At 62.8% G+C, this 24,937-nt stretch carries 21 protein-coding genes; 7 read left to right on the forward strand and 14 right to left on the reverse strand.

Annotation, left to right across the window (positions count from 1 at the left end; genetic code table 11):
- Positions 1-62 precede the first annotated feature (62 nt).
- From AC3EMP_RS31820 to amrB, 4 genes are all read left to right on the forward strand, one after another.
- Positions 63-443: a hypothetical protein gene (locus AC3EMP_RS31820; protein ID WP_245260181.1), complete on the forward strand. Its 381-nt coding sequence runs from the start codon at positions 63-65 to the stop codon at positions 441-443.
- Positions 440-1,153 (forward strand): DUF4760 domain-containing protein, encoded by a 714-nt coding sequence (locus AC3EMP_RS31825; protein WP_023700125.1) that lies wholly within the window; start codon positions 440-442, stop codon positions 1,151-1,153. Before AC3EMP_RS31820 ends, AC3EMP_RS31825 begins: the two co-directional genes overlap by 4 nt.
- 33 nt (positions 1,154-1,186) lie before the next feature.
- On the forward strand, positions 1,187-4,189 hold the full coding sequence (locus AC3EMP_RS31830) for a caspase family protein (RefSeq protein WP_023704225.1): 3,003 nt from the start codon (positions 1,187-1,189) through the stop codon (positions 4,187-4,189).
- A gap of 149 nt (positions 4,190-4,338) precedes the next feature.
- On the forward strand, positions 4,339-6,057 hold the full coding sequence (amrB, locus tag AC3EMP_RS31835) for an AmmeMemoRadiSam system protein B (protein ID WP_023704226.1): 1,719 nt from the start codon (positions 4,339-4,341) through the stop codon (positions 6,055-6,057).
- Between the two features lie 29 nt (positions 6,058-6,086).
- Here amrB and AC3EMP_RS31840 read toward each other — a convergent pair whose 3' ends face one another.
- Positions 6,087-7,889: an MORN repeat-containing protein gene (locus AC3EMP_RS31840; protein ID WP_245261351.1), complete on the reverse strand. Its 1,803-nt coding sequence runs from the start codon at positions 7,887-7,889 to the stop codon at positions 6,087-6,089.
- 188 nt (positions 7,890-8,077) lie between these two features.
- Positions 8,078-9,157, reverse strand: a complete 1,080-nt coding sequence (locus AC3EMP_RS31845; protein WP_023754242.1) for a trypsin-like serine peptidase — start codon at positions 9,155-9,157, stop codon at positions 8,078-8,080.
- Positions 9,158-9,558: 401 nt separating this feature from the next.
- Here AC3EMP_RS31845 and AC3EMP_RS31850 point away from each other — a divergent pair, with 401 nt between their 5' ends.
- A complete protein-coding gene (locus AC3EMP_RS31850; protein WP_023754241.1) occupies positions 9,559-10,650 on the forward strand; it encodes a S1 family serine peptidase in 1,092 nt (363 codons plus the stop codon).
- A gap of 80 nt (positions 10,651-10,730) precedes the next feature.
- Here AC3EMP_RS31850 and mgrA read toward each other — a convergent pair whose 3' ends face one another.
- The 7 genes from mgrA to AC3EMP_RS31885 form a co-directional block, all read right to left on the reverse strand.
- Positions 10,731-11,777 (reverse strand): L-glyceraldehyde 3-phosphate reductase, encoded by a 1,047-nt coding sequence (mgrA, locus tag AC3EMP_RS31855; protein WP_352711734.1) that lies wholly within the window; start codon positions 11,775-11,777, stop codon positions 10,731-10,733.
- Positions 11,778-11,834: 57 nt separating this feature from the next.
- Entirely contained in the window at positions 11,835-12,977 is a 1,143-nt protein-coding gene (locus tag AC3EMP_RS31860; RefSeq protein WP_023754239.1) for a Gfo/Idh/MocA family protein, read from the reverse strand.
- 11 nt (positions 12,978-12,988) lie between these two features.
- Positions 12,989-13,735, reverse strand: a complete 747-nt coding sequence (locus AC3EMP_RS31865) for a sugar phosphate isomerase/epimerase family protein (protein ID WP_023669800.1) — start codon at positions 13,733-13,735, stop codon at positions 12,989-12,991.
- A 99-nt stretch (positions 13,736-13,834) separates the two neighbouring features.
- Positions 13,835-14,935, reverse strand: coding sequence for an ABC transporter ATP-binding protein (locus tag AC3EMP_RS31870; RefSeq protein ID WP_023686606.1), 1,101 nt, complete (start codon positions 14,933-14,935; stop codon positions 13,835-13,837).
- Between the two features lie 5 nt (positions 14,936-14,940).
- Entirely contained in the window at positions 14,941-15,876 is a 936-nt protein-coding gene (locus tag AC3EMP_RS31875) for a carbohydrate ABC transporter permease (protein WP_023669802.1), read from the reverse strand.
- A complete protein-coding gene (locus tag AC3EMP_RS31880; RefSeq protein WP_023704232.1) occupies positions 15,869-16,762 on the reverse strand; it encodes a carbohydrate ABC transporter permease in 894 nt (297 codons plus the stop codon). Before AC3EMP_RS31880 ends, AC3EMP_RS31875 begins: the two co-directional genes overlap by 8 nt.
- A gap of 81 nt (positions 16,763-16,843) precedes the next feature.
- On the reverse strand, positions 16,844-18,082 hold the full coding sequence (locus AC3EMP_RS31885) for an ABC transporter substrate-binding protein (RefSeq protein WP_023683028.1): 1,239 nt from the start codon (positions 18,080-18,082) through the stop codon (positions 16,844-16,846).
- Between the two features lie 392 nt (positions 18,083-18,474).
- Between AC3EMP_RS31885 and AC3EMP_RS31890 the strand changes: the two genes are divergently transcribed.
- Positions 18,475-19,518 carry a LacI family transcriptional regulator gene (locus AC3EMP_RS31890; protein WP_023700133.1) on the forward strand — a complete coding sequence of 348 codons (1,044 nt, stop codon included), beginning with the start codon at positions 18,475-18,477 and terminating at the stop codon, positions 19,516-19,518.
- Between the two features lie 34 nt (positions 19,519-19,552).
- Here AC3EMP_RS31890 and gndA read toward each other — a convergent pair whose 3' ends face one another.
- Positions 19,553-20,980 carry an NADP-dependent phosphogluconate dehydrogenase gene (gene gndA / locus AC3EMP_RS31895; RefSeq protein WP_352711739.1) on the reverse strand — a complete coding sequence of 476 codons (1,428 nt, stop codon included), beginning with the start codon at positions 20,978-20,980 and terminating at the stop codon, positions 19,553-19,555.
- Between the two features lie 206 nt (positions 20,981-21,186).
- Between gndA and AC3EMP_RS31900 the strand changes: the two genes are divergently transcribed.
- Entirely contained in the window at positions 21,187-21,624 is a 438-nt protein-coding gene (locus tag AC3EMP_RS31900; protein WP_023692002.1) for a VOC family protein, read from the forward strand.
- A gap of 25 nt (positions 21,625-21,649) precedes the next feature.
- On the opposite strand, the gene AC3EMP_RS31905 is transcribed toward AC3EMP_RS31900, so the two are convergent.
- From AC3EMP_RS31905 to AC3EMP_RS31920, 4 genes are all read right to left on the reverse strand, one after another.
- A complete protein-coding gene (locus AC3EMP_RS31905; protein ID WP_352711741.1) occupies positions 21,650-23,275 on the reverse strand; it encodes a copper resistance CopC/CopD family protein in 1,626 nt (541 codons plus the stop codon).
- Positions 23,276-23,328: 53 nt separating this feature from the next.
- Complete coding sequence (locus AC3EMP_RS31910; RefSeq protein ID WP_023686612.1) at positions 23,329-23,847, reverse strand: YcnI family copper-binding membrane protein; 519 nt, start codon at positions 23,845-23,847, stop codon at positions 23,329-23,331.
- A 39-nt stretch (positions 23,848-23,886) separates the two neighbouring features.
- Complete coding sequence (locus AC3EMP_RS31915; protein WP_352711744.1) at positions 23,887-24,426, reverse strand: copper chaperone PCu(A)C; 540 nt, start codon at positions 24,424-24,426, stop codon at positions 23,887-23,889.
- A 104-nt stretch (positions 24,427-24,530) separates the two neighbouring features.
- Positions 24,531-24,887, reverse strand: coding sequence for a DUF2946 family protein (locus AC3EMP_RS31920; RefSeq protein WP_352711746.1), 357 nt, complete (start codon positions 24,885-24,887; stop codon positions 24,531-24,533).
- Positions 24,888-24,937: the final 50 nt, after the last annotated feature.

The raw sequence follows: 24,937 nt of genomic DNA on the forward strand, positions 1-24,937 counted from the left end.
GAACATTCCCGGCTCGCGACACTTCTATGCGCCGCGGCTGAATGCAACAGATGAGGACATCAGTGACTATCCCCGTGCTCTCCTGGCGTGCAGCGACGGCCGGCCTTGCCGGAAGCCTGTTGCTGGTTGCCAGCGCCTCGGCGGACGAGAATTGCGGCCTGTGCGCCAAGCAGATCGTCACCAACTCCGAGCTCGCCACCTGCTTTCTCGACCAGTACGACCAGATCGCCAAGACCGGCAACACGGCCGTTGTCGTCGATCTCTCCAGCTGCGCCTCGCGCGGCGTGGTCGAGCCCTTGCCGTCACCCAGCAAGGCGGCTGCCGAACCGGACGTGCAGTTCATGATTTCGCGCACGCAGCTCGATTGCCTGAAAAAGAAGCTGGAGACACCCGGCATCGTGCTCGATCCCACCGCCATTATCCAACTGGACAGCTGCGGATGAAAAAGCCGGGGGGCACTGCAACGCAAAAATCGCCAGCCACATCGGCGCCGGCACCGGCCAAGAAGCCGGCGACCTTGCCCGAAACCACCGAAGGCTTTCCGTGGCCGAGCAGTCACGAGATCAAGAAGGAAGCCAACCCGTTCACCGACCGCGACTGGCGCATGCTGATCTATGCCTGGTCGGGTCTCGCCGTGCGCCTGGCGATCGTCTTCACCTTGGGCTTCTCGGTCTTCCAGTTTCTGGCAAACCAGGAACAGAAGCGCGTCGAGCAGACGATGTCGCTGGTCGAGCTTTGGGAAAGCAAGGATTTTCAGCAGGCGCAGCGCGCGCTCAAGGAGCGCCTCTCGTCGCTCAACGCCAAATACGACAATCTGCTCAGCGCCACGCCGTCGCCGACCGAGGAACGGGTCTTCCGGCAACGCATTGGCATTGAGGCGATGACTGCCGGCGGCGGCACCATGCCGATCGCCGATTTCAACGACAATTTTGATCGCATCGTCTATTTCCTCAATCGTCTCTCCATCTGCGTTGAGGGCAAGCTCTGTTCGCGCGATGTCGCCGATGCCTATTTCCGCGACTATGCGGTGTCGTTCTGGAGCTATTTTGCCGGCTACATCGAAAAAGAGCGCAAGGCCGGTTCCGCCAGTTATGCCCAGGCGATCGAGAATTATGTGCGTCACGGGTCGGCGCCGCCCGCCGACTCCAAATAGCGGCGCAACAAGGTGCCGGGCAGCTCCCATCCCTTGCGTGCTATCCGGTGGCTAATCCTGGTCGGTCTTCTGGCGTTAACGTCAACCGCCGGTGCCGAGGACCTCGATTTCCACCTCGATCTCAACACCGGCGGCCACAGCGCCAGGGTCACCGACCTTGCCTTCACGCCGGACGGCGAGGAACTGGTCTCCGCATCTGACGACAAGACCATCCGCATCTGGGACTGGCAGAGCGGGGTGACGCTGCGCACCATTCGCGGCTATCTTGGCAATGGCAATGACGGCAAGGTCTTTGCGATTGCCGTGTCGCCGGATGGCAAGACGATCGCCGCCGGCGGTTATTTCGGCGCCGGCATCGGCGACAAGGCCCCTTATGGCGATATCAGGCTGTTCGATTTCGCCACCGGCAAGATCAAAACCGTGCTCAAGGCCGCCGACTATGCCATCTATGATGTCGCCTTTTCACCCGACGGAAACACGCTCGCCGCCGGCGGTGGCGATGGTTTCGTCTACCTCTGGCGGGCGGACGACAAATCCGCGTCGGGCTGGACGCTGGCGGAAAAACTCGATGCCGATTCCTGGCGTGTGGAAAAGCTCGCCTTCGCCGCTGCGGGAACCCGGCTGGTGGCGACGACCACCGACAACGGCATAAGGCTCTGGGATGTGGCCAAGGCTGAGGAAATCGCCTTGCCGACCGAGGCCGAACCGCTGCGGGATGTCGGCGTCGCCGCACTCGCCGTGTCATTGGATGGCAGCCTGTTTGCCACTGGCAGCAAGGACGGTGACGTCCAGCTCTGGCGGGCCAGCGACGGCAAATTCGTCCGCGCCATGCCGAAGCAGGATTTCCAGATCGGCGCTCTGAGCTTCGCCACGGGTTCGCGGCTTGTTGCGTCATGCAGCTATCGCTGCGCCGACAAGCATCGCTCGGCGGTCTGGAATATCGACAGCGGCGAGCAACTGCTCGACTATAACGGCCATGACGGCACGGTCTTTGCTGGCGCCGGCAATGCCGACGGCTCGCTGGTGGCGACAGCCGGCGGCACCCGCAACGCCATCCAGGTCTGGAACCCCATGACCGGCGAGCGCAAGGCGCTGCTGCAAGGGGTCGGCGAACCGGTGACGGCGATCGGGATCGATGCGGCGAGCAGCTCCATCGCTTGGGGCAACACCAACCCCTGCCCTGAACGCGTGTCCTGTCCCGAGCTGCAGGGCACGCTGGACAAGGTGCTGGCGCTACCGACGGCCGAGCGGTTCTTCGAGGACCCGGTGGCGTTTGCGGAACAGGGCGCCTATGCCCGCGCGGCACTCGCAGAGGGTGAGTGGTCGCTCCGTGCTGCCCCCGGCGGCAAGGACGGCCTGGAGAATGCCGTGCTCGAAATCGCGAGCGGCGGAAAGGTGATGCACAGCATCGAGAATTCCGCCACCAATGGCTTCGTCCATTCGGCTTACACGCTGATCGGCAATGGGCTTGGCCTGATCACCGGCGGCAGCGACGGCACGCTGTTGGAATACAAAACCGCGACCGCCGATGTATCGGGTGAATTCACCGGCCACACCGGCGAGATCAACGCCATGGTTGCCGCCGAGAAGGAAGGGCTGTTGGTCACCGGCAGCGCCGACCAGACCGTGCGGTTGTGGAATTTGAAGAGCCACAAACTGATAGTGTCGATGTTCTTCGCCGGCTCCGAATGGATCGCCTGGATGCCGCAGGGCTACTATTATTCCTCCGCCGATGGCGACAAGTTGATCGGCTGGCACGTCAATCAGGGCCGCGACCACGAAGGGCGTTTCATCAGCGCCGGCCAGCTGAAGAAATATCTCTGGAGCCCGGAAATGGTGCGCCGGGCCATCATCCTGCGCAGCGCCGAACAGGCGGTCCAGGAAATGCGCCCCGGCGTCGACCGCGAGCTGGAAAAGCTGCTCGAGCGCAAACCGCCGGAATTCGGCATCAAGCTTGCCGCCGACCAGAGCAACGTCCGCGAGGGCTATGTCGCCGTCGAGATTTCGGGCGCGCAGGAAGCCGGCGCCGATGTCGCCGGATTTTCGATCCTGTCGGACAGCCGCAATGTCGGCGATGTCACCGCTCGGTCAATCGATGGCGGCAAGAGCACCATCGTCGAAGTGCCGGTCGAGAATGGCGAAAACACCATTCGCATCACCGGCACCAACGAGTTCGGCTATCTGACCGAGCGCAGTGTCACAGCACTTGCCAGGAAAACCGAAAGTCCAGCCAACAAGGGCAAGCTCTACGTCGCCGTGATCGGCGTCGACAAATATCCTTTCCTCACCGATGCATGCGCTGGCCACGCCTGCGATCTGCGCTATCCCGTCGATGACGCCACTGAATTCCTCAAGGTGATTTCGCAGAAATCCGCGCCCTTGTTTTCGGCGATGGAGACGCTGGTTCTGGTCAACCGCGAAGCGCTGGATGAGGCGCCCGATGCCGGCAAGGACGTTTTCAAGGTCGCCAACGCCGACAGCATCCTGGAGCCGGATTCCGACACGATCGACGACCAGCTCGCCGATTTCCTCGACAAACCCGGCGAGAACGACACCACCATCATTTTCGTCGCCGGTCACGGCATCAACATCGACGAAGACTATTATTTCATCCCCACGGACGGCCGCAAACAGGATCCCGACCGCTGGAAGCGCTCCTCGCTGGTCGACTGGGGCGACATCCAGAAATCGGTTGAGCGGGCCAAGGGCCTGCGCTTCATGCTGCTCGACACCTGCCACGCCGCCAACGCCTTCAACCCGCGCCTGGAAAAAGACGCGCAGGACGCACGCATCGTCGTCTTCTCGGCCACCGCTGCCAACAACACCGCCGCCGAACTGCCCGAGCTCGGCCATGGCGTCTTCACCTATTCGATCCTCGAAGGCCTGCGCGGCCGGGCCAAGACCTCCGACGGCGGCGTGACGCTGTTCGGCCTCGCCGACTACATTTCGCGCGAAGTGCTGCGGCTGACCGCGTCCAAGCAGAAGCCGTTCTACTATGTCGGCGGCGTGGAGAACATTGTGCTGGCTGAGCCGTGAGAGGTCGGCGCCCAGGCACCCCCCTCTGGCCTGCCGGCCATATCCCCCGCAAGGGGGGAGATCAGTCTCTTCATTGCTGGAGATCTATTTTCAAGGTTGATGATTGGCGAAAGCCGAGGCGACATCCAATCTCCCCCCTTGCGGGGGAGATGTCCGGCAGGACAGCGGGGGGTGCCTGGGCACGGACCAGCATTCTGGTCTTTGCCACCGCCTTGCTTATCCTCTCAGTGCTTCAAGCGTCTGCCGCCCCCATCACCTGCCCGCCCGGCGACACAAACTTCCCGTCCTTCTACTCCGACCCCACACTCTTCACCGACGCCATCGCCGCCGTCGCCAGAATCGAGCCGTCCAACCAACGCCTCACCGGCATCACAGTCCCCCACCACCTGCTCGTCGCAGATCTCGTCGCACTCGGTTTCCACGCCGCGTCCGGCTTCCGCTACAAGCGCATCGTCATCCTGTCGCCGGACCATTTCCACGAGACGCAGAAACTCTTCGCCACGACGCCGCGCGGTTTTGAAACAGTGCTCGGTCCAGTCCAGGCCGACACGGAAGCCGTGCACCTTCTGGAAGCGAACAGCGACATGGTCGAAGACTCCTGCCTGTTCGCCAGGGAGCATGGCGTGCAGGCGATGCTGCCTTTCCTGCATCACTATTTCCCCGAAGCTGAAATCGTGCCGGTGGCGATGTCGGTCAAAGCCAAGCGAGCCGACTGGGACCGGCTGGCGCAGGCGCTGAAAGCGATCGTCGACAAGGACACGCTGATCGTCGAATCCACCGATTTCTCCCACTATCTGCCGCAGCACGAAGCCAGGCGTTTCGACCAGCAGACGCTGAACATGCTCGCCGCCGGTTCGCTCGACGGCATCGCGGCGCTGCGCCAGCCGGATCACGCCGATTCGGTCGGTGCGCTCTATATCCAGACCAGGCTGCAGCGCGAACTGTTCGGTGCTGCGCCGCTGGTCGTCGCCAACGAGAACTCGCAGGCGCATTCAAGCGACTATGTCGAGCGCACCACCAGCTATGTCGTGGCGCTGTTCGGCACCTTCGGCCCCGGCTTCAACAATCCTGCCCGTCCCGACGACAAGCTCTACTATTTCGCGGGCGACGTGAATTTCGGCCGCGCCATGAAGAAGATCCTGGTCCGCGACGGTGTTGCCGAGAAGATCGTCGAAAGCGTGCTGGCCCTGACCCGCTCGCGGCCGCTGATCGTCAATCTCGAAGGCGTGATCCTGCCCAACGTCCCTGAAGCGATCGACGACATGACGCTGGCCATGCCCGCAGACCTCGCCATCGACATGCTCAAGAAATTGCATGTCGCCGCTGTCAGCCTGGCCAACAATCACGCCTACGACCTCGGCCCGTCAGGCTATGCCGAGACGCTGGCCGCACTCGATGCGGCCGGCATCGCCCATTTCGGGCAGGGCGAGACGCTGGCGCTTGCCGATCTCGACCTGGTCGGGCTGACCGACATCGATACCAACGGCTCCAGGAACACCGACCTTCTGACGCCTGCTTTGCTCGACCGGCTGCTGCACGACAATGCCGAGCGGCCGGTGATTGCCTTCGTCCATTGGGGCCGCGAGTACAAGACGGAGCCGTCGCCGCGCGAGGAGATGCTTGCCGACCAGATGCGGCTGCGCGGTGTCACGGCAATCGTCGGCGGTCATCCACATGTATCGAGCGAGGCGATCCTGCCGCTCGGCGGCGGCGATGTTGCGGAGATCTATTCGCTCGGCAATTTCCTGTTCGACCAGAAAGCCGAACGATCGTCCGGGTCGATGCTGGAACTCAGGGTGTTCAGCCAGGACACGATCTTTGCCCGGCTGATCCCGCTGCCCAATTTTTTCGAGATGGGCTCGAAATGACGCGATTCCCGAAAGGACGTGACAGGACCTCAACAGCCTTGCAGATCTTCCGGCAGATAGCAGACCGCCGGCTTGGTGCTGGTTTCGAACAGCGACTGCTTCGGCCTGAAATAGAAGAACGTGGCCGGCTTGCTCTCGCGTGTGCTGCCATCGGCGAAATGGGCGGCGATGCTGAAGCGATGGATCGACGACATTGACGACCACATTTTCAGCCGTGCCGTGTAGGCGCTGAGATTCTTGTTGCCGCGCACCGGCATGGGGATGCTGTAATCGGTCTTGCCGATCGGAAATTCGATGTTCTGGTAGCGCAGCGCTTCGGGCGACGCGCCGCCGCCATCGCCGCATTCGGCGAGCGATTCTGGGACCTCGATGCTGACCAGCGAGACGATGACGCGAAACGGCTCGCTCTGCTGGTAGACAGCGCCCTGATCGTCCGCCCAGGAATAATCGAGCTTGCCAATCCCGGTCACGCTCATTTTCTCGACGCTGCCGCTGATGTAATCGGCAACGTCGCCGAACTTGACCTTGTTGGCCACCTGGGCGCGGCAGACATCCAGGCTGTCCCTTGACGGGCAGGTGAAGCGCTCGGTCTCGAGCGTGGTTGTGTCGACGCCGGCTTCAGTCAGCACGTCCTTGATCGAGACGTCGACGCCATCGCCGAAAGTGCCGATGTCCTTCGTGAACATGCGGCTCGGCTCGCCGGTCGCGTTGTCCTCCTCGTCGGTCCTGGTGAACTGGATCGACATCTTCATGTCTTTCACGTCGCCCCAGCCATTGTTGACGATCGAGAAGTCGGGGCGGAAGCCGACGCAGCCATAGTGCTCGCTGATCGACAGCATCGGCTTGCGGTAGGCCTCGCTCGCGGCCACCTTCATTTCCAGGCTGTCGATCTTGACCCTCGACTGGTCGGTGGTCTTGAGGTCGACTTCGGCGAAGGCCGGCGCCGTCTCCCAGTCCATGCCTTCATAGACATTGCCGGTACGAATCTCTCCGGTGCCGTTCCAGGCATCGTTGTACTGGTCCGACACCGGATAGATCGCGATGTCTTCGTCGCGCACCAGATGCTGGTACTGCATGTCGGCCTGCTGCGACATGCGCTGGTCGACGGCAATGCCGATCTCGACCTTGTCGGCGGAACCGCCGCCGGTCTGCGCCTTGAGCAACCCGCCCACTCTGGCATCGGCCAGCACGTCGGGGCGCGCACCGCCGATCTCCTTGCCCATCGCCCATTGCGACCAGTAGACGGTGCCGCCGGGCAGCCGGGTGCGGCCCTTGCCGTCCTTCAGCCCATCGGCAAAAGAGCCGACGAATATCTCGCCTGTCTTCGTCTCCAGCCTGCCCTCGCCATTCGGCACACCGGCCCTGAATTGCCCTTCATAGCGATTGCCGTCGGCATCGACATGGATCGCATGGCCGTCGAGCTGGCCGGCGACCCAACGGCCGTCGAGAACCTCGCCTGAACGCAGCTCCAGCCGGCCTTGTCCTTCGGGGCGGCCATTCCTGATCTCGCCGAAATAGCTGGAATAGATCGTCTTGGGGTCATAGCTCGCCGAGCCGCGTACGCGCCAGACCAGCCTGCCCTTGCCGTTGACGGTGCCGTCGGCTGCGACGGTGCGGTCCGGCGACACGCCGGCTGCCGGCTCCCAGGTGAAATCAAGACCCAATTCCGGGTGGGAATCCCAGACCCGTACATTCTTGCGCAGCACCGAACGTGTTTCGCTTTTATAGAGGATTTGCACCCGCTCGGCCCAGGCGCCATCGGGTGTGGCACCGCCTTGATCGGCCATAGCGGAAAAGCATGTCAGTGCGGCCAGCATGGATGCAGCCGCCATCGCTTTGACTCCGAAGATCATTCTTGCCCGCGCCATCTTACCCAACCCCTTGGATCGCCTAGCGTAAGCACCGCTGTAACACAGTGCAAGAGAGGTGTTTCGATACAAAAAAACCGGCGGCAGGAACGTCCCGCCGCCGGTTTGGTAGTGCTGGTTATCGCCGCTGTTTGCCGGCGAAAGATCGGGCCTTATTTGTACAGGCTGTTGATCCACGCCACGTTGGCAGCGTTCAGGCGCACCGCAGTGTTGGCGTTGGGGCTTTCGGCCACGTTCACGCCGGTGACGACGCGCTGCTTGGCGCCATTGTCGTAGGCGTAGACCGAGCTGCCGCTCGACCCCGGATAGGTGTCGCAGTCGTACTGGAAATACTCCGCGCCGACGTTTTCGGCTTTCACTTCGCAGGTCGCCTTCCACATCGTTCCCATCGGCTTGTCGCCGGGATAGCCAACGATGTTTGCGGTGAAATCGCCGAGGTTCTCATAGTTGGCATAACCCAGCCAGCCGAGATTGGTGCCGACATCCTGCTTCAGCGTAATGATGCCGAGGTCCCACGGAATGACCGAGCCGTAGTAACCCTGATAATTGTCGATGAAGCCCTGCAGGATATAGACGCTCTCGTAGCTGAAAGCGCCAAACGGTGCATCGTCGGCGGTGTTGCCGTTGAGCGACGGCACGAAGATGACGTCGTCGAGCCAAGCCTTGTCTTCATTGCTGTAGAGGCAATGCGCGGCGGTGAGCACCGTGCGCGGACCGATCAGGGTTCCCGAGCAGCTGCCGTAACCGCTCTTGGCTTTGCCTTCGATATACCCGATCGCGGTGAACGGGTAGGTCTTGGTGTTCTTGATCTGCTCGCGATCGTCGGCCCCGAACACCTGGCGGCCGGCTTCGTCGCCGCCCGTCAATCCGGTCTTGTCGGCGTTCGGTGTGTTGGCGGGCGCGTTCAATTCCTTGATGACAAGGTCCTTCAGCGTCTCGCCTGCATCGATCTTGATGTCCTTGCCATCGGCGGAACGTCCGACGATGCCATAGGATTTGACCGCCGTGCCCTCGTCGGTCAGCGGCGCTGCCCGGCTGGCTTCATCTTCGGTCAGTTTCGGCGGCGCGATCGGCTTTGCACGGCCGGGCTGGTAGTCGCCCGTTCCGAGATCGCGCATGCTTTCGCCATTGCCGGCATTCGCTGAGCCGGGATCGGCGGCGAAGGCAGGCACCGTCCACAGTGCGGTGGATAGCAGTGCGGACGCAATGATAGTGGTTGTCAGTTTCGTCATGGTGAGACTCTCCCAAAAGTCAGCAAGGAGTGGAGCAAAATACAGAAATATTGTCGAGATCGTGGTGGAGTTAAAAAATTAGTTTGGTTACCCGCCCGTATCGGATCATCGGTCCGGGCGGCCTCGTTAAAGCCCTCCGCCAAACGCACCCGCGTCGATATACTGCCTAAAATAATTCAACATTGGCAATGACAAATCGCTTCCACGTAGCCCGTGGGGGGCTATAGGGTTTGGGTGGGCTCTGCCCGATGGGCACGATTAGCAAAAGTGGTATTTCGGTTTTATAACCGCGCGGATGTCGTTCGTTCTGGCAGAAGGCGATCGAGGTACCGCTACCGATTCTGTTGGTTATGCGTCATGGCGGCATGGCTCGGCATTTTTCATCTCAGGAGGGTTTCAAGGTGAACATTATCCATCGGTTCAGGCCGCTTGCCGCTGCATCGCTGCTGGGCATCGCGGCCGCTTTCCCCGCCGTCAACGCGCTCTATGCAGCCGACGACGCCGCCAGGCCGGAAGCGGCGGTCTCGCCGATGCAGCGCGTTGCCGAATCCCGGGACAAGGCCAAGGCCGAGAGCCCCGACGGGGCCGACCGCGTCTATGGCGGCAAGGAAGCCGACAAAGGGGCCTATCCGTTCCAGGTGGCGCTGCTGACCAGCGCCCGGCTGGACCCCAGCCCGGCCTCGCAGCCGAACGCGCAATTCTGCGGCGGCAGCCTGATTGCTCCGCAATGGGTGCTGACGGCGGCGCACTGCCTCAACGACAAGGGCCGGCCGATTTCGCCCGATACGGTGACCGTGCTGACCGGCGCCACCGATCTTACCGAAGGCAAGCGCTACAAGGTGGTCGAGGTCATCGTCAACGAGGGCTACAGCGAACAGACGCTGGACAATGATCTCGGCCTGCTCCGGCTGGCGGAGCCCGCCGACGCGCCGGTCATCAAGATCACCAATGAGCCGACGCCAGACAGCGGCAAGACCACGGTCATCGGCTGGGGCAAGATGCAGGACGGCACCTTCCCGACCGCGCTGATGGTGGCCGATCTCGATCTCGAGCCGAGCGCTGCCTGCAACAGCGGCATCAAGTCGATCTATGCGCATGACCTGAAGGCGGCACTTGGCGATCTCTCCCACCGGATGCGTTATTCGGAAAAGGGCATCGATGCCGCCGCCAATGCGATCGCCGCCGATATGTCGGATCCGCTGACCAAGAACATGATCTGCGCCGGCACCGACAGCGGCGAACGCGACGCCTGCAACGGCGACAGCGGCGGTCCGCTGTTCATGACCGGCGCCAGCGGTCCGGTCCAGGTCGGCGTCGTCTCCTGGGGCGAAGGTCCGTCCGACGGCACCGCCGCTTGCGGCCACAAGAATGCCTACGGCATCTACACGCGGCTGGCTAACTACACCGGTTGGATCGAAGCCAAGATGAAGACCCCGGCTCCGGCAGCCGCGGCGGCGCCCAAGGCCGGTCTCGGCACGGCCAAGAAGCCCTGAACGGGCCCGAAGCTTGATAAGCGCAAAACGGCGGGATCTTTCCCGCCGTTTTAATTCATGTCCGGTGCCGGCTGTTCCGCTTACTTCCGTGGCGGTCCCTTGCGCTCGGCCGACGCCGCCCACAGATTGATGTCGGAGTCGCGTGCGTAAGTGTCGATTTCGGCGAGCTCGGCATCGCTGAACTCGAGCACCTTGAGCGCGCCGACGCAGTCCTCGACCTGTTCGGGCCGGCTGGCGCCGATCAGCGCCGAGGTGACCCGGCCCTTGCGCAGCACCCAGGCTAGCGCCATCTGCGCCAGCGTCTGGCCACGCTTGCCGGCGATCGCGTTCAGCGCCTGGATGTTAGCGATGGTCTTTTCGTTGATGAAGGCGGGCCGCAGCGACTTGCCTTGGCTGGCGCGGCTACCCTCGGGGATGCCGCCGAGATATTTGTCGGTCAGCATGCCTTGCGCCAGCGGCGAGAACACGATCGATCCGACACCGAGCCCTTCCAGCGTATCGAGCAGTCCGTCCTCTTCGACCCAGCGGTTGAGCATCGAATAGCTCGGCTGATGGATGATGCAGGGCGTACCGAGCTGCTTCAATATGTCGGCGGCCTCGCGCGTGCGCTGCGAATTGTAGGACGAGATGCCGGCATAGAGCGCCTTGCCGGAACGCACCGCATGGTCGAGAGCGCCCATCGTTTCCTCAAGCGGCGTATCCGGATCGAAGCGGTGCGAATAGAAGATGTCGACATAGTCGAGCCCCATCCGCTTCAGGCTCTGGTCGAGGCTCGCCAGCACATATTTGCGGCTGCCCCATTCGCCATAAGGCCCTGCCCACATCTCATAGCCCGCCTTGGTCGAGATGATCAGCTCGTCCCGATAGCTGGCGAAGTCGGTGCGCAATATCTCGCCGAAGGCGATCTCGGCCGAGCCCGGCGGCGGACCGTAATTGTTGGCGAGATCGAAATGGGTGATGCCGAGATCGAAGGCCTTGCGCGCGATCGCCTGCTTGGTCTTGTGCGGCGTGTCGTTGCCGAAATTGTGCCACAGGCCGAGCGAGATCGCCGGCAGTTTCAGGCCGGATCGCCCACATCTGTTGTAGAGCATTTTCTCATAGCGGTGTTCAGCCGGCTGCCAGCGCATGGGTACAGATCCTGGATTGTATGGGTGTCGGCGCGAGCGCGCCGACACCCTTCTACCTCATTTTTGCTTCGCCAACAGTTCTTTTGCGTCCTTGACGCCGAGTGCAGCCGGCCGCTCGCAGCTGGTCTGCATGGCGACGAACTTGCCGGTCTCGCCCGACCGCAACAGGCCGGTCATGACGTCGACGGCATGCAGCGCGAGCTCCATCGAGCAACGATGCGGCCGGCCCTCGGCGATCGCCAGCGCCATGTCGGCAAGGCCTGCGGTGCGGTAGTTGGCCATCATGCCCTGGCCGTGCATTTCGTTGGGCACGCCGAACGGATGCTGCCATTTCGGCAGTTTCTTCACCGGTTTTGCCGCCTTGGTTATGCGCACGTCGCCACCGAAGAAATTCGGATCCGGCACGAACACCGTGCCCGTCTCACCATAGAGTTCCATCGGCGCGTGACCATGCGCCCAGACGTCCCAGCTGGTGTTGAGCGTGATCACGGCGCCGTTCTCGAACTCCAGCAGGCCGTGGATCGTTGTCGGCGTGTTGACCGGGATTTTCTCGCCCGCGCGCGGTTTCGACGAGATCGTGCGCTCCTTGGCAGGCGTTGTCGCGAAGGCCGCCACCTGCTTCACCGGCCCGATCAGCTGGATTAGGTTGGTGATGTAGTAGGGCCCGATGTCGAGCACCGGCCCGGCGCCCGGCTGGAAGAAGAAATCGGGATTGGGGTGCCAGTGCTCCATGCCGTGGCCCATCACATGACATGTGCCGCTGGTGATCTTGCCGAGCGCGCCGGTGTCGATGAGGTTGCGCACCAGCTGGTGCGCGCCGCCGAGGAAAGTGTCCGGAGCCGAACCGATGCGCAGCCCTTTCTTCTCGGCCCGGCTCTTGAGGTCGAGGCCTTCCTTGACCGACAGCACGAACGGCTTTTCCGAATAGACGTGCTTGCCGGCATCGAGGATCTGCTTCGACACCCCGTAGTGCACCGCCGGGATGGTGAGGTTGACGACGATGTCGATCTCGTCATCCTTGAGCAGTTCTTCGACGGTCTCGGCGCGCAGCTTGAACTCCTTCGCCCGTGCCTTGGCCGCGTCCATGTTGATGTCGGCGCAGGCGCGCATCTCAATGCCGCGAAACAGCGGCGCCAGCGAGAAATACGCTTTCGAGATGTTGCCGCAGCCGATGACGCCGATACCCAGTTTCTTTGCCATGATGATTGTTCCTAGTAAGCCTTGACGGATGCGAGCGAGCGGCTGGCGAAGCGCTCGATATCGTTGGGGTTGTCCTGTTCCATGACGTAATATTTGGCCGCGCTCTTCGCCCGAAGTGTCTTGATCAGGCCGGCCCAGTCGATGGTGCCGTGGCCGACATCCGCCCAGCCGTCCTCGTCAAGGCCTTCGCCTGACTTGGCCATGTCCTTGACATGGACGGCGCTGATGCGCTTGCCGTGCTTTTCGATCCACGGCAGCGGATCAACGCCACCGCGGACTACCCAGGCGACGTCCATCTCCCAGCCGATGTCGGGCGCAGCCGACAGGATGTGATCCTGCGGCACCGAGCCGTCGGCGAGTGTCTTGAACTCGAAATCATGGTTGTGCCAGGCAAAGCCGTAGCCGGCTTTTTTTGCGGTCTCGCCGACCTTGGCCAGACGCTCGCCAAAGCCGCGCCAGCCGGCAGCGTCGGCCGGCCGCTGCTCGGCCAGCAGATAGGGACAGATGACGAGCGTGATGCCGAGTGCGTCGGCTGTTTTGCGTACCCCGTCGAAATCATTCTCCAGCGCATCGATCGAGAAATGTCCGGTCGGCATCGAAAGCCCGTTCTTGTCGAGTTCGGCGCGGAACGCCGTGGGGTCGTCATAGACGCCGCCGAAACCTTCGACTTCCTTGTAGCCGAGCTTGCCGAGCATTTTCAGGATGCCGTCCCACGGCTGGAAATTGCGGGCGCTGTAGAGTTGGAATGACCAGTTCATCGTCTCTGTCCGTTTCTTGGGTGGTTAAGGCTTGGGGATGTTTTCGGGGGATCGTTTCGGTCGTTCTTGGGAGGATGGTTTGCGGATGATTCTAGAGGGTCACAGGCGATTGCCGGTCGCAGCGTCGAACAGCGAGGCGCGCGCCGGATCGAAACCGAACTGGATCGGATCGCCGCTGCGCAGCGTCCGTTCCGCTTCGACGCGGAAGGAGAAGTTGCGGCCGGCAAGCTTGGTCCACACCAGCGTGTCGGAACCCATCGGCTCAACGATCTCGACCGAACCGCCGGCGGAAAACGGCATCGACTTTGCAGCGTCACCGAAAGCGATGTGTTCAGGCCGGATGCCCAGCACGCAAGCGCCGGCCGGGCGCTCCGTGCCGTCAAAGGTATAGCGGTCGAGCGGCACCGAAACACCGTCGGTCCTGAACGCCGGAGCAGCACCGGCTTCCAGCTCCCCTTCGAGGAAATTCATCGCCGGCGAGCCGAGGAAGCCCGCGACAAAACGGTTGACCGGCCGGTTGTAGATCGTCTGCGGCGCGTCGAGCTGCTGGATGACGCCGCCGCGCATGACCGCGATACGGTCGGCCAGCGTCATCGCCTCGATCTGGTCGTGGGTGACGTAGATCATGGTGTTCTGCAGCTTGCGATGCAGAAGCTTGATTTCGACGCGCAGTTCCGAGCGCAGCTTGGCGTCGAGATTGGATAGTGGCTCGTCGAACAGGAAGACATCGACGTCGCGCACCAGCGCCCGCCCGATCGCCACGCGCTGGCGTTGGCCGCCGGACAAGGCCGCGGGCTTGCGCTGCAAAAGCGGCTCGATCTGCAGGATCTCGGCGGCGCGTGCGATGCGCTTGGCGATCTCATCCCTGGGCACGCCGGCAACGCGCAGGCCGAACGACAGGTTCTTCTCCACCGTCATTTGCGGATAAAGCGCATAGGACTGGAACACCATGCCGATGCCGCGATCCTTGGGCTCTTCCCAGGTGACGTTCTTGCCCTTGATGAAGATGCGGCCTTCGGAAATATCGAGCAGCCCGGCGATGCAGTTGAGCAAGGTCGACTTGCCGCAGCCCGAGGGACCGAGCAGCACGATGAACTCGCCCTCTGCGACCTCGAGATTGAGGGTCTGCAGCACCGATACAGAGCCGAAATTCAGGGACAGGTCCTGGATCGAAACGCTGGTGCCGTTGGCTGCCGTCATCGCCATCACCCTTTCACCGCACCGGCGGCGATGCCGCGCACGAAAAGCTTGCCGGAAATGAAGTAGACGATGAGCGGCACGAGCCCGGTCAGGATGGTGGCGGCCATGTTGACGTTGTACTCCTTCACGCCTTGCACCGAATTGACGATGTTGTTGAGCTGCACCGTCATCGGATAGGTGTCGGGGCGGGTGTAGACGACGCCGAACAGGAAGTCGTTCCAGATGCCGGTCACCTGCAGGATGATGGCGACGACGAAGATCGGCAGCGACATCGGCGCCATGATCCGCAGGAAGATGCCCCAGAAGCCGGCGCCGTCGACCCGTGCCGCCCTGAACAGCTCTTCCGGCATCGAGGCAAAATAGTTGCGGAACAAAAGCGTGAGGATCGGCATGCCGAAGATGGAATGGACGATCACCAGGCCGCTGAGGCTGCCGTAGAGTCCGATCTCGCGCAGGATGATGACGATCGGATAGATCATCACCTGATAGGGGATGAAGGCGCCGACGATCAGGATGACGAAGAATGTGTCGGCGCCCTTGAAGCGCCAGTTGGCGAGCGCATAGCCGTTCACCGAGGCGATCGCGATCGACAGCAGCACCGACGGCACGGTGATGCGCACCGAATTCCAGAAGCCGCGCGAAAGCCCGTCGCAATTGAGGCCGGTGCAGGCGGTCGCCCACGCCTTCACCCACGGTTCGAACGTGATTTCGAGCGGCGGCGAGAAGATATTGCCCATCCGTATCTCGGGCATGCCCTTAAGCGAGGTGACCACCATCACATAGAGCGGCAGCAGATAGTAGACTGCCACCACGATCAGCGTGCCATAGAGGAAGATGTTGCGGCGCGAGAAGACATGCCGCGGCTTCGGCCCGCGCGGCCCCGAGGCTTCGCGCTCGGCGGCACCCGCGCTGGCGGGCAAAGGGACGGCCGGGTCAGCCACGCTTCCTGCCTCCGAATTCAAGGTAGGCCCACGGCACGACGACGATCACCACCGAGAGCAGCATCATGGTCGAGGCGGCAAAGCCCTGGCCAAGATTCTGTGCGAAGAACATGTAGTCGTAGACATATTTGGCCGGCACTTCGGAGGCGATTCCGGGGCCGCCGCTGGTCTGGGCGACAACGAGGTCGTAGACCTTGACGATGCCCGACGCGATGATGACCAGCGTGGTGATGAAAACCGGCCGCATCATCGGGATGACGATGAACAGATAGGTCTTCCACATCGGGATCCCGTCTACCCGCGCCGCCTTCCAGATGTCCTCGTCGATGCCGCGCAGGCCGGCCAGCATCAAGCACATGATGAGCCCGGTGCCTTGCCACAGCGCCGCAATCGAAATGCCGTAGATGACGATGCTGGAATTGTAGAGCGGGTCGAAGTTGAAGCTCGTCCAGCCGAGGTCCCGCACCACATGCTGGATGCCGAAATCCGGATTGAGCAGCCACTGCCAGACCAGGCCGGTGACGATGAAGGAAAGCGCGAACGGATAGAGGAAGATGGTGCGGAACGTGTCCTCGAAACGGATCTTCTGGTCGAGAAGCGCTGCAAGCAGGAAGCCGATGACCAGTGAGAACACCAGCGAGATCGCGCCGTAGATCAAAAGGTTCTCGATCGAGATCAGCCAGCGCGGCGTCACCCACAGCCGGTAATACTGATCGAGCCCGGCGAAATTCAGCCGTGGCAGCAGCTTCGAATTGGTGAAGGAATAGAACACCGTCCAGACGGTGCCGCCGACGAAAACCACCGACGCGGTGAGGATCATCGGGATCGAGGCGACCTTCGCATTGAGGTTGCGGAACAGCGGGTTGGGGCGTTCGCTCTTGCTCATCTCGTCAGCCGGCTGGGTAAGGGCGGTGCTATCCCGGCCCTGCTTTCGCAAGACCGGGAGCGAGGTGTATTGCCTCCAACGTCAGTCTGCCGAAGCGATGAGGTCGGCGAAGCGTTTCTGCGCGTCTTCGATGGTCAGGTCCGGCTTGGCGAAGAATTCGGCGAAGAGATCTTCCTTCTGCTTCTGGGTGTCCTGCGAAAGCAGTTGGTCAGTCCACGGGATGACGGCGCCCTTGGCGAGGATCGCCAGACCCTTCTTCATGCAGTCGTTCGCCGCATTGAGATCGACGTCACCGCGCACCGGCAGCGAGCCCTTCTTGAGATTGAAGGCGACCTGAGTCTTGGGGTCGAGCAGCGTCTCTGCCAACACCTCCTGCGCCTTGGACTTGTCGGCATCCTTGAGCAGCGGGAAATAGAAGGCGTCGCCGCCGGTGGCGATCACTTCGTTCAGACCGAGGCCCGGCAGGCAGGCATAGTCCTTGCCGGCGACCTTGCCGGCAACCTGGAACTCGCCTTGCGCCCAGTCACCCATGATCTGGCCACCGGCCTTGCCGGTGATGACGAGATTGGTTGCCTGGTTCCAGTCCTGCACATTGGTGTTCTTCGCCATCTTGCGGGCATCGTCGGCGGCCTTGAAGACCTTGGCGATCTCGGGCCCGGCGGCGAACTTGGCATCCTTGTCCTTGTAGACCTTGAGGAACGCGTCGGTGCCGCCGACCGCCGCCAGCAGCACGTCGAAGGCGCCGGAAGATTGCCAGGCCTGTCCGCCGACAGCGAGCGGGATGATGCCCGCCTTTTCCAGGGCGGGCGCTGCCGCCACGAATTCATTCCAGTCCTTCGGCAGCGGCACGCCGGCCTTCTCGAAGGCTTCGTTCGACAGCCACAACCACTGCCAGGAGTGGATATTGACCGGCACGCAATAGATCTTGCCGTCGATGGTGCAGCTGTCGAGCAGGCTCTTCGGCCGCACGATTTCCGTCCACTTGCCCTTGGTGGCGACATCGGTGAGGTCGCGCATCAGGCCGGCCTGCACCAGTTCTTCGGCCTGCCGGCCGTGATTGAACTGGGTGGCGCCCATCGGATCGCCGCCGGTGATGCGGCTGATCATGATCGGCCGTGCCGTGCCGCCGGATCCGGCAATGGCGCCGTCGACCCAGTGATTGCCGGTCGCGTCAAAAGCCTTCGCGAATTCCGCAACCGCCGCCGCCTCGCCGCCCGATGTCCACCAATGGGTCACTTCCAGGTCGGTGGCGGCCGCCGGGCCGGCAAGCTGAAGCGCGGCCGTCGCGGCAAGGGCAGCGGTCAAAAGTCTATAGCGCATTTCGGTTCCTCCCAGAATCTGAAACGTTACAGATTTTCGATACGGCAATTATGCGGTGCGTGCAACCCCTGAGATAAACGCGCTCGAATGTTTTTTCGAGGCGCGAACAAATTCGTTGCGTGCGAACCGGCAAACTGCGCGCAAAACCGGGTGCTGCGCTGCAAAATCATGCTGCAGCGCAAGAAAACCGTCTCGAACCTGATTGTCGCGCTACGTTTCTGGCCGCCAAAACCCTGCCAAAACCATGGCTTGAGAGGCCCACGCGCTGCGATGTTGGAAATCTGTAACGTTTCAGTATATTGAGGCCTGACTGCGAAGAACCGTGCCACATCGTCATCGAAGCGATTGTCGGCTGGTCCGGCGGCTGCTATGCGCCTGACGGGGCGGGACGAATGGACAGGGACCAGACGGACAAGGACGACGAGGCGTCGGCGCATGAGCGGCCGACGCTGAAGACGCTTGCCTTCATGACCGGGCTCGGCGTCACCACCGTCTCGCGCGCGCTCAAGGATGCACCCGAGATCGGCGCCGAGACCAGGCGGCGGGTTCAACTCGTCGCGAGGCAGATCGGCTACCGGCCGAACCGCGCCGGCGTGCGCCTGCGGACCGGCAAGACCAATGTTATCAGCCTCGTGCTCAATACCGAGCGCGAGATCATGAGCTTTGTCTCGGACATCATCTACGGCGTCTCGGAGGTCATTGCCGACACACCCTATCACCTGATCGTCACGCCCTACTCGCGCTCGCAGGATCCGCTGGACCCGGTAAAGTATCTGGTCGAGTCCGGCTCGGCCGATGGCGTCATCATCTCACGCACGCAGCCCAACGATCCGCGCGCCCGCTACATGCTGGAGCGTGGCATACCCTTTGCCACACATGGCCGCACCGATATGGGGCTTGTCCACCCCTATCACGACTTCGACAATTACGCCTTCGCCGCCGAAGCGGTGCGCCATCTGGCCAGCGTCGGCCGGCGCCGGCTGGCGCTGGTAGCGCCGCCGGTCGGGCTCACCTATTACGACCACACGGTCAATGGCTTTGCCGACGCACTGAGCGAGGTCGACGCCAGCGAAGTGCCGTTCAACGCTGTTTCGATCGACCAGTCGATCGATCAGATCAGGACGCGGACCGCGCAGTTGATGCGCCGCGACGTCAGGCCGGACGGTTTCGTCAGCAGCGCCGCCGCAGCAACGCTGGCCATCGTCGCCGGCATCGAGGATGCCGGCCTGAAACTCGGCCGCGACGTCGATGTCGTGTCCAAGCAATCGTCGGAACTGCTGCATCTGTTCCGCCGGGAGTTGCTGATCGTCAACGAAGATTTCCGCCTCGCCGGCACCGAGCTTGCCCGCGCCGTGCTGGGCTGGATAGGCGGCGCGGCACCTGGCTCTTTGCAGACTGTGGTCAAGCCAGGCGACGTCGTCGCGTATCAGGGCTGACTGGCACGACCTGAGAGGTCCGCCTCACCTGACCCTATCCGGCCGCTCCACTTCCCCATGGCCCATGGAAAGCGCCCTGCTCGCCGATGCGCTCGAAGCCATGCGCGCCGAAGAAGTCGCGCTGCGCCTGGATCAGGTTCGAGGTGCCGCGGCCCTGGCGGTAGCTGTCGAAATAGGCAAGTGCCGACGCCAGTGCAGGCACCGGCGAGCCTGCTTCTGATGCCTTGGCAACGGTGCGCCTAAGCGACGGATGCGCCTCCTGCATCATGGTGGTGAAAGCCGGCGCCATCAAAAGGTTGGTGGACGCGCCGCCCGAGCCGAAGGCTTCCGCCATGGTGTCGAGCATCTGCGAGCGGATAATACAGCCGGCACGCCAGATCTTGGCGATGGTCGGCATCGGCAAGTTCCAGTTGAACTCCTTCGAGGCGGCGCTCATCACCGCGAAACCTTGTGCATAGGCGGCGATCTTGCCGGCGAGCAGCGCCAGCTCCAGGTCTTTCAGAAGTGCCGCCTTGTCGCCAGAGATCTTGGTGACGCCGATATTGCCATAGGCTTTTTCGGCCGCCTGCCGCTCATCCTTGATCGAGGACAGCACGCGGGCCGCCACCGCCGCCTCGATGGCCGTCGCCGGAATGCCGAGCTGCTGCGCCTCGATGACAGACCATTTGCCGGTGCCCTTCTGGCCGGCACGGTCGAGGATGATGTCAACCACCGGCTTGCCGGTCTTTGCATCGTCGGCGGCCAGCACCTTGGCGGTGATCTCGATCAGATACGAATCGAGCCGGCCCTTGTTCCAGTCCTCGAAGACCTTGCCGATCTCCTTCGGCCCCATGCCGAGACCGTCACGCAGGATGCCGTAGATCTCGGCGATCATCTGCATGTCGGCATATTCGATGCCGTTGTGGATGGTTTTCACGAAATGCCCGGCGCCGTCTGTGCCAAGCCAGGCAGCGCACGGTTCATCCTTGAACTTGGCCGAGATCGCGGTCAGCACGCGTTCGACGCGCTTCCAGGAGTCTTCGGTGCCGCCGACCATGATCGACGGCCCGTGGCGCGCGCCTTCCTCGCCGCCCGATACGCCCATGCCGATGAAGGTGAGACCCGAGCCCGACAGTTCCGAAAAGCGCCGCATCGTATCGCGGAAGTTGGCGTTGCCGGCATCGATGACGATATCGTTGTCAGACAACACGCCGCGCAGCGCTTCGATCTGTTCGTCGACCGGCTTGCCGGCCAGCACCATGATGATGATCGGGCGCGGCGGCTTGATCGCAGCTGCCAGTTCCTCCAGGCTGTAGCAGGGCACCACCATGTCCCTGAGCGAACCGGCGCCTTCGAGGAAGGCATCGGTGCGCGCCTTGGTGCGGTTGAAGACGGCGATGCGGTGCCCGTGCTCGGCAATGTTGAGCGCGAGGTTGGAGCCCATTGTGCCAAGGCCGATCAGGCCGATTTCGGCTTTTTCCATCGTTTCTTCCCTGCTTTCGGATTTTGTTGAGGCCGCGTTTTTCGGGATGCCCATTTTTCGGCGAGATGATTGACGGGCCTTTCGCGCCACGTCAACCGCCTCGCCGAATTGTGTTGCGTCGGCGTTGTGTCAAACCGAGTCAGGAAGGGTCAGTTGGTGACCAGGCGACGCCTTGCCGATCGAACATATGGCGATAGGTTGGACATATGGCAGTCAAACGGATGGACAATGTCGGAATCGTCGTCGATGACCTCGACGAGACGATTGCTTTCTTTCGCGAGCTCGGCCTCGAACTGGAAGGGCGGGCGACGATCGAAGGCGAGTGGGCCGGACGTGTCACCGGGCTCGGCGATCAGCACGTCGAGATTGCCATGATGCGCACACCGGATGGCCATAGCCGGCTCGAGCTCTCCCGCTTCCTCACGCCGACGGTCGTCGCCGATCACCGCAACGCCCCGGTCAATGCCCTGGGCTACCTGCGCGTCATGTTTACCGTGGACGACATCGACGACACGCTTGAAAGGCTCCGCAAGCGTGGCGCGCAGCTGGCCGGTGAAGTCGTCCGTTACCAGGACGTGTATCGGCTCTGCTACATCCGCGGGCCGGAAGGGCATCTCATCGGGTTAGCCCAGGAACTCGGCTGAGCGCCCTTCGCAGGCGGGCTGAATATCACTCGGCGCGGATATCGATCGGCGCTTCGATCTTTACCACTTCGAAATCCGAAACCAGAATATTGAGCCGCGCCGTCCAGCGGCCTGGAATCGGAATGACGAGATTATCGACGCGCCAGGTGCCGTCGCCTGGCTTGGTCGCCGGACGCTTGATCGGCTCGATCCCCGAATCGGGCTTGGACAGCACCAGCGTCACTTCCTTGGCGTCGAGCGGGCCGAAATCGCCATCCATGATGACGATGGAGGCGGTGACCTCCCCGGTATGGCCGGGCGTGATGTCGATGTCGGCCATCGCCTTCATAGTGTGGATATGGGTCGACGTCGGTTGTGCCGCGGCGATTGCCAGGGCCCGTGGCGGCGGCGTGAAGCGCCAGCCGGCGGCAACGCCGAAGATCAGGAGCACGATCAGCATTTCGACTGAGATCGAGCGGCTAAGCCGTCGCCGCACTTCCGTCGCTCCGGCCTCGGCCAAGGCGGTGAGCCGCCATCGATTGACCGCCGCCAGCGTGAACAGAAACACCAGCAGCGCCAGCTTGATCAGCAGCAGCCGGCCATAGGCGGTGTTGACCAGTGCCGCCGGTGTCTGCACCTGGATGATGGCGAGCACCACACCGGCGGCGGCAAGCACTACCACCACGGGCATGATCGCGCGCGAAAACCGCCGCAGGAACGCCCCGGCTTCCACCGATTGGCTGCTCAACGCCAGGCCGAGCGGCAGCAATGCTCCAGCCCAGAAAGCGATGCCGGCGCCATGCAGGAACACCATAGGCCGCGTCAGCCATTGCGGTTCGGCTGCACTGGCATGGCCGCTGGCGGCAAGGGCTGCACCCACACCGGCCAGCCCGGCGAGCGCCAACGGCCTGGCGCCAGCACGCGATCCGACCAACGACAGCAGGCCAAGCCCGAGCGCCGCCAGCGAAATCAGCACCGTCCAGCCGAAGCTGGTGCCAAGCGCCGTCCGCCAGACCACCGGTTGCGCCAGCCGGGCGAGTGGCGCGCCCAGCGCGTCCAGCCCCTGGAACCCGAGCGACAGGGGTGCTGCGACCAGCCCGCACAGGATGGCGGCAATGACGAAGCGCTGGCCTGAGCGCTGGCCTTGCGCCAGCCATGTCAGCGCGAAGGCGCCGCCAATGCCGAGGAAAAGCCCGATGTAGAGAAGAACCTTGCCGGTCCAGATCGCTGACCGCAAATCTATATCGACAGCTTCCCCCACCGCCGGCGCCGCACTTGGCGCGCCAACGGAAAACAGCACCGAGCCGCCGACCGGATGGCCATCGGCGGAAATCACCCGCCAGCTCAAGACATGGGTGCCCGGCCCGAGCTTTTGTGGATTGTCGATCTCAACCGTTTGGTCGCTCAACCGAAACGAGGTCAAAGCGACAGGCGTACCGTCGGGCCGCACCAAGGTCAGCACCAGCGGCGACACAGGCTCGCTGAAGGTCAGCGAAAATTGCGTCGGCGCTCGCTCCAGAACCGCGCCGTCGGCAGGCTCGGCCTTGATCAGCGCCGCATGGGCAAAGGCCTGGTTTGGCGTGGCAAGGACGGCAAGCAGCAGGATCGCGGCCAGCAGGCCGAAGCACCTGCCGGCTGTCCGTTCTATCCGCTGAAAACAGGCCACGTTCATGCCATCCACCAAAACAGCGGCGCGCCGCTTCGAAGCAGCGCGCCGCCAATGCATCATTTCTTGGGCAGCAGGTTGAGGCCGGGCGCCGGATCTTCCAGCGCATCCTCATCCTGACCAGCCGCCGGAATCTCTATCCAACGCGTGGTGGCGCCATCGCATTCCTGCACCACCGGAAAATAGAGTTTTTGCCCGGCCGGCAGATCGGCGGCCAACGTGCCGCGGAAGACGAACTCGTCATAAAATTCATCCGGCAGGCTGCCGCCGCTCCAGTCGACTTCCTTGACGCCCGAGGTCACCGCCTCGCCATAGAGCTGGTAGGATTTCTCGTACTTGCCTTTCTTGACCTGCAGCGTCCAGCCGGGCTTGGGCATCGGCTTCACCCCGATCACCCCTTCCGGGATCTGCACGCGCACGGCAATCGTCGCCTTGCCGTCGCAGCCATGCGGCACGCGCAGCACGGCCTTGTAGGTCGAACCGACCGCAACCTCCTGTGTTTCGAGCGTGATATGGGCGAAGGCGGCACTTGTCCCCAGGACGAGGAATGCAGCGGCCGGCAAATGATGCTTGTTCATGATGGGTCCCTCTCGAAAAAATTGATTGGCAATAATTGGTCAGTCGTTGTCTTCCAGGGGTGGCGCGCTGCCTATGGCTTGCACGGCAAACTCGACGGTCACGGTTCCGGCCCTCTCGAAAGTCAGCTTAGCGGCAAACATCTGGCCTTCTTTAGGGGGCTGCTTCAAATCCATGAACATCACGTGGTAGGCGCCGGGACCCAGCGTGATCTTGCCGCCCGCCGGAATGTCCAGGCCGCCACTGACCGGGCGCATGGTCATGACGCCATCCTTCACCCCCATTTCATGCAGTTCGGCCTTCCCCGAAATGTCGGAGGAAATCGACAGCAGCCGGTCCGCTGCGCTGCCCTTGTTGACGATGGTGAAATAGCCGCCGGCAACCTTGGCGCCGGCCGGCGTGGCGCGCGACCAGGGATGCTCGATCTCGATGTCACCGGCCTTGAACTCATGCGCAAGGACGGAATGGGGGCCGGCGAACAACAGTGCAAAGGCGAAGAGGGCGCTGCCGAGACGCTGCTCGATAGTGATGGAGAAAGGGGCACTGCGGTGCAACGCGCCGGCATGACGAAAACGGGACATGGGTAGGCTCCATGAATATGAGGTCGCGCCGTTGTCGGGCTGCGAACGTGTTTGTCATTGGATGATTATCGCCTGCGCAGGTTACGCAAAGCGAGCGGCGGTTTTCAGCCCGCAAGCGGCGGCGCGCGCGGATTGGCCGGAGAGCGCTCGCGCGTAACGTCGGGATGCCTGACTGCCGGCGGAAGAAACGCGACTGTTTCAAAAGACAGGCTCACCGGCGCCACGCCGACGCCTGCCGGCGGCGCATAGGCGACGGAGGCCATGCTGCAGCCGAGCATGCAGCATGCCGGCATGTGCGGCTGGTGCGGATCGCCGCCGGGAAGCTGGACCGCCCCATCATGGCTGCAGATGACGTTGCCGAAAGCGTCGAGTTGCGAGGCATCCGGCGCAATGCCGAAAGCAAGCACGCCGAGCGTCGACTGGAGCAGCAGCACACAGGCCGCGACAAAGGCGACCGTCATGCTCCATCTCTTACGCCGGAAGTCCAAAGACCTGCCTCTTCACGCAGCAA

The sequence above is a fragment of the Mesorhizobium sp. P160219 genome, from assembly GCF_057786095.1.